Here is a 5002-nt window from a genome sequence, read left to right as displayed (position 1 = left end):
TGATCGGCGGGCTGGGCGATGACGAATATGTCGGGGGCGTCGGCACCGACACGGCGGTGATCGCCGATGGCGGCGGGGCGGCCGTGACGCTGGGCGACTTCACCGTGACGGGCGCGTCGGTGGACGGCAGCGGCGCGTTCAGCGGCCAGATCGCGGGCCCGGACGGGACCGAAACGCTGTCGGGCATCGAGGTGATCGAGGTCACGAACACCGGCTCGTCCACCTTCCTCGTCTACGACGGCATGTCGATCCAGGCCGCCATCGACGCCGCGAGCCACGGCGACACAATCCTCGTAGGCGCGGGGGACTATTCCGCGGAGGGCAAGATCCTCATCACCGACAAGGCGCTGTCGATTTCGGGCGCGCTTGCCGGTGTTTCGCCGACCGGCGACAACTGGGCGGGACAGGCGCCGGGCAGCGAAACGATCATCGACGGATTCACGCTGACCGGCACGGGCGGGCTGTCGCTGGACGGCGTGCGGCTTCTGGGCACCGGGCCGGAAAGCGGCAACGGTCTGAGCGGCATCCAAGCCTACAGCAGCGGTGATCTCAGTGTGGTCAACTCCGTCATCCAGGTCGACGGATCGGCAGAAGCTGGCCTGTCCTTCAGCCCCGCGGGCATCGATGTGTCGGGCACGAATGGCGACATCACCGTCGACAACGTGCTGTTCACAGCCTTCAAGGCGCCGGCTGATCCAGGTGCGAGCCACACGGAATTCCCTTACGGGATATACCTGAATTACGGCGATGCGGTCACGGCGCGCGACGTGAGCGTGACCAGCAGCAAGTTCGACCTTGGCGGCAGCGGCGGCGATTTCGGCTTCCCGACGGCTATCGCCACCGACGGTCGGACCGGCGACGAGGGCAGCTTCGTCATTCAGTCCAACGCGTTCGAGGATACGGCCCCGCGGTTCGCCATCGGGCATTTCGATTTCTCGGGCCGACTTCAGGACGATGGAAACAACGACCAGGTAACTGCAGGCCCGGTCGATTTCTCGGGCGTTTCGGGCAACACGTTCACCGACACGCTGGGGAGCGACGCCAATACCGGGGTCATCGACAACCGGTCCGGCTTCGTGATCGAGACCGGTCCGAACACCATCGACGGTGTCGCCTATGACAAGGTCGTGGCCGATGTGACCGTCGCCGCCGACACGACCATCTCAAGCACGGCCGACGACGAGTTCATCTCGGGCGATGACGGGCTCGACGTGGTCACGTTCACCGGCAACTTCGCGGATTACACGATCAACGTCGATGCCTCCGGGGCGATCAGTATCACCGACACGCGCTCGGGCGCACCCGATGGCAGCGACACGCTGATCGGCATCGAAGCGCTGCAATTCGCGGACGGCTTTGGCGTGGTCGACGGCATGTCGATCCAGGCGGCGGTGGACGCGGCCAGCGATGGCGACACGATCAATGTGGGCGCGGGGACGTATGCTGAGTCCTTGAGTGTGAACAAGGCGCTGACGCTCACCGGGGTTGCGGACGGGGCGGGCAACCGGCCCATCATCGACACCGCCGGAAACGGCATCCAGATCGCGGGTGACATCGATGCGGGCGGAAGCGAGAGCGTCTCGATCTCGGGATTTGCCTTCGAGAACAATTCGGTCGGTGTGCGCGTGTCTTCGGGGGCAGTGCTTTCGAGTCTTTCGATTGACGATAGCGTCTTCAAGGGCAACACAGTCCATGGCGTAGGGACAGGATCGGGCGCACCGGGTCTCGGCTCCATCAACATCACGAACAGCGACTTCGAAGACAACGGTGGCGGCGGCTCGAACGGAACCGGCGACATCATCCTGTTCGGCTACACCGGCGATGCGACGATCGAGAATGTCGACATCATCAGTACCTTGAGCGAAAGCGCACCAACGGCAAGCAAGGGCGACAACGCGATCCAGATCGCTGGCTTCGACCCCGCCACCTATGATGTGACCGAGCCGATTGGCACGGTTTTTTTGAACAATGTCAACGTCACGGGCGCCTACCACAAGCCGCATCTGGCGATTCAAGGCTACACAGACCTGTCGGCCGCCAGCTTTACCGGTGTGACGCTGAACGGCAGTGCCGAATGGGGATACCTTGTCTTCGTTGATCCTGTCGCGTCGCCGGGCACTGCCGGGGCCGGAGCATCCGGCTATCCAGGCAGCTTCGCCGGGGGGGCAGCCACAAGCACGCTCGACCTTTCCGGCGTAACCGTCACCAACACTTCGTCGGGCAATCCCGGGTTCGACGTGTTCGTTCGTGGCTCCGATGCTGCCGATGTCCAGACCGGAACCGAGGCCGCGGACCTTCTGAACGCGCCCGCGGAGACCGGGATCGATTATGGTGGTGATGACACGCTTTCGGGCCTCGGCGGGGACGACACGCTTATCGGCGGCTTGGGCAACGACAGCATAGACGGTGGTCTCGACTCGGATACCGCCGTGTACGCGGGTAATTTCGCGGATTACACGATCACGCCCGAGTTCGACGTCAGCGGTGCCATCATCGGGTTCAGCGAGGTCACGGACAATAACGCAGGCGACGGCGACGAGGGCACGGACACCCTCACCGGCGTCGAGGTGCTGGCATTCGCCGACGCCGCCTTCGCGGTGGGCGACCCGGTTGTGGTGACCGATGGCGGCGGCGGCTTTGTCGGCTCCTTCACGACCATCAAGGCGGCGGTCGATGCGGCGCCTGATGGGTCGACGATCAGCATCGCGTCCGGAAGTGTTGTCGTTGGCGGCGCGCAGGTCGTAATCGACAAGGACCTGACGATCTTGGGGGCGGGGATCGGAGCGACGACCATCCTTGCGGACTTCAGCACCGGCGGCGCCGGGGATGCGCGCGGTCTTTTCCTCGTCGGCGAGGGCGTCACGCTCGACGTATCGGACCTGACGGTCGACGGCGACGGCAACGACGTGCACCAGGCGTTCCGGCACAGGGGGTCGGGCAGCTTCGAAAGCGTGGGCTTCAACGATATCCAGTTCCCGGGCTACGCGGGCACGGCCATCGTCGCGTTCGGCACGGCGAGCGATGTCGACGTGACGAATTCGACCTTCACCGATATCGGCCGCGTTGGCGTCCTGTATTTCGGCGACGGCGTGACGGGGATCTTCCAGGACAACACCTATACCGGCAAGGGCGCTGGCGATCATCTGGATTACGCGCTCGATATCAGCGCCGGGGCGGATATCGACGTGATCGGCAACACCGTGTCGCAGAACCTCGGTGAGGCGTCGAGCGACGGTTCGACCTCGGCGGCGTTCCTCGTAAGCACGTTCTTCGCGTCGGGAACCCAGGCCGATTTCCAAGACAACGACGTTGACGGCAGCACCACCGGCATCGCCGTGGGCTTTAACGCCGACGATTCGAGCACGGTGAATATTCTTTCTGGCAACAGCTTCGACGGGCTGACCAGCAACGCCCTGAACATCAATGGCAACGCGGTCGTGACGGGCGTTCCGGACATCACGGGCGACAGCGCCACGGTCAATTGGAATGGCGGCGATCAGGTCAATCTCATCGAAGGCGGCGATCTTGGCGACGTGCTGTCCGGTGGCGAGGGCAACGACCGTCTGATCGGCGGGCTGGGCGATGACGAATATGTCGGGGGCGTCGGCACCGACACGGCGGTGATCGCCGATGGCGGCGGGGCGGCCGTGACGCTGGGCGACTTCACCGTGACGGGCGCGTCGGTGGACGGCAGCGGCGCGTTCAGCGGCCAGATCGCGGGCCCGGACGGGACCGAAACGCTGTCGGGCATCGAGGTGATCGAGGTCACGAACACCGGCTCGTCCACCTTCCTCGTCTACGACGGCATGTCGATCCAGGCCGCCATCGACGCCGCGAGCCACGGCGACACAATCCTCGTAGGCGCGGGGGACTATTCCGCGGAGGGCAAGATCCTCATCACCGACAAGGCGCTGTCGATTTCGGGCGCGCTTGCCGGTGTTTCGCCGACCGGCGACAACTGGGCGGGACAGGCGCCGGGCAGCGAAACGATCATCGACGGATTCACGCTGACCGGCACGGGCGGGCTGTCGCTGGACGGCGTGCGGCTTCTGGGCACCGGGCCGGAAAGCGGCAACGGTCTGAGCGGCATCCAAGCCTACAGCAGCGGTGATCTCAGTGTGGTCAACTCCGTCATCCAGGTCGACGGATCGGCAGAAGCTGGCCTGTCCTTCAGCCCCGCGGGCATCGATGTGTCGGGCACGAATGGCGACATCACCGTCGACAACGTGCTGTTCACAGCCTTCAAGGCGCCGGCTGATCCAGGTGCGAGCCACACGGAATTCCCTTACGGGATATACCTGAATTACGGCGATGCGGTCACGGCGCGCGACGTGAGCGTGACCAGCAGCAAGTTCGACCTTGGCGGCAGCGGCGGCGATTTCGGCTTCCCGACGGCTATCGCCACCGACGGTCGGACCGGCGACGAGGGCAGCTTCGTCATTCAGTCCAACGCGTTCGAGGATACGGCCCCGCGGTTCGCCATCGGGCATTTCGATTTCTCGGGCCGACTTCAGGACGATGGAAACAACGACCAGGTAACTGCAGGCCCGGTCGATTTCTCGGGCGTTTCGGGCAACACGTTCACCGACACGCTGGGGAGCGACGCCAATACCGGGGTCATCGACAACCGGTCCGGCTTCGTGATCGAGACCGGTCCGAACACCATCGACGGTGTCGCCTATGACAAGGTCGTGGCCGATGTGACCGTCGCCGCCGACACGACCATCTCAAGCACGGCCGACGACGAGTTCATCTCGGGCGATGACGGGCTCGACGTGGTCACGTTCACCGGCAACTTCGCGGATTACACGATCAACGTCGATGCCTCCGGGGCGATCAGTATCACCGACACGCGCTCGGGCGCACCCGATGGCAGCGACACGCTGATCGGCATCGAAGCGCTGCAATTCGCGGACGGCTTTGGCGTGGTCGACGGCATGTCGATCCAGGCGGCGGTGGACGCGGCCAGCGATGGCGACACGATCAATGTGGGCGCGGGGAC

Annotated in this window: 1 protein-coding gene; it reads left to right on the top strand. The window is 64.7% G+C overall.

The genetic code is table 11. From position 1 onward, the window contains the following. The coding region (locus DKT77_RS20865) for a beta strand repeat-containing protein (RefSeq protein ID WP_238547703.1) at positions 1 to 5002 on the top strand (5002 nt) is incomplete at both ends.

The organism is Meridianimarinicoccus roseus (assembly GCF_003172915.1).
GTDB classification, from domain to species: Bacteria; Pseudomonadota; Alphaproteobacteria; order Rhodobacterales; family Rhodobacteraceae; genus Meridianimarinicoccus; species Meridianimarinicoccus roseus.
Note: the sequence above shows the minus strand (reverse complement) of the source record. Positions and strands in the feature narration are given on the sequence as shown.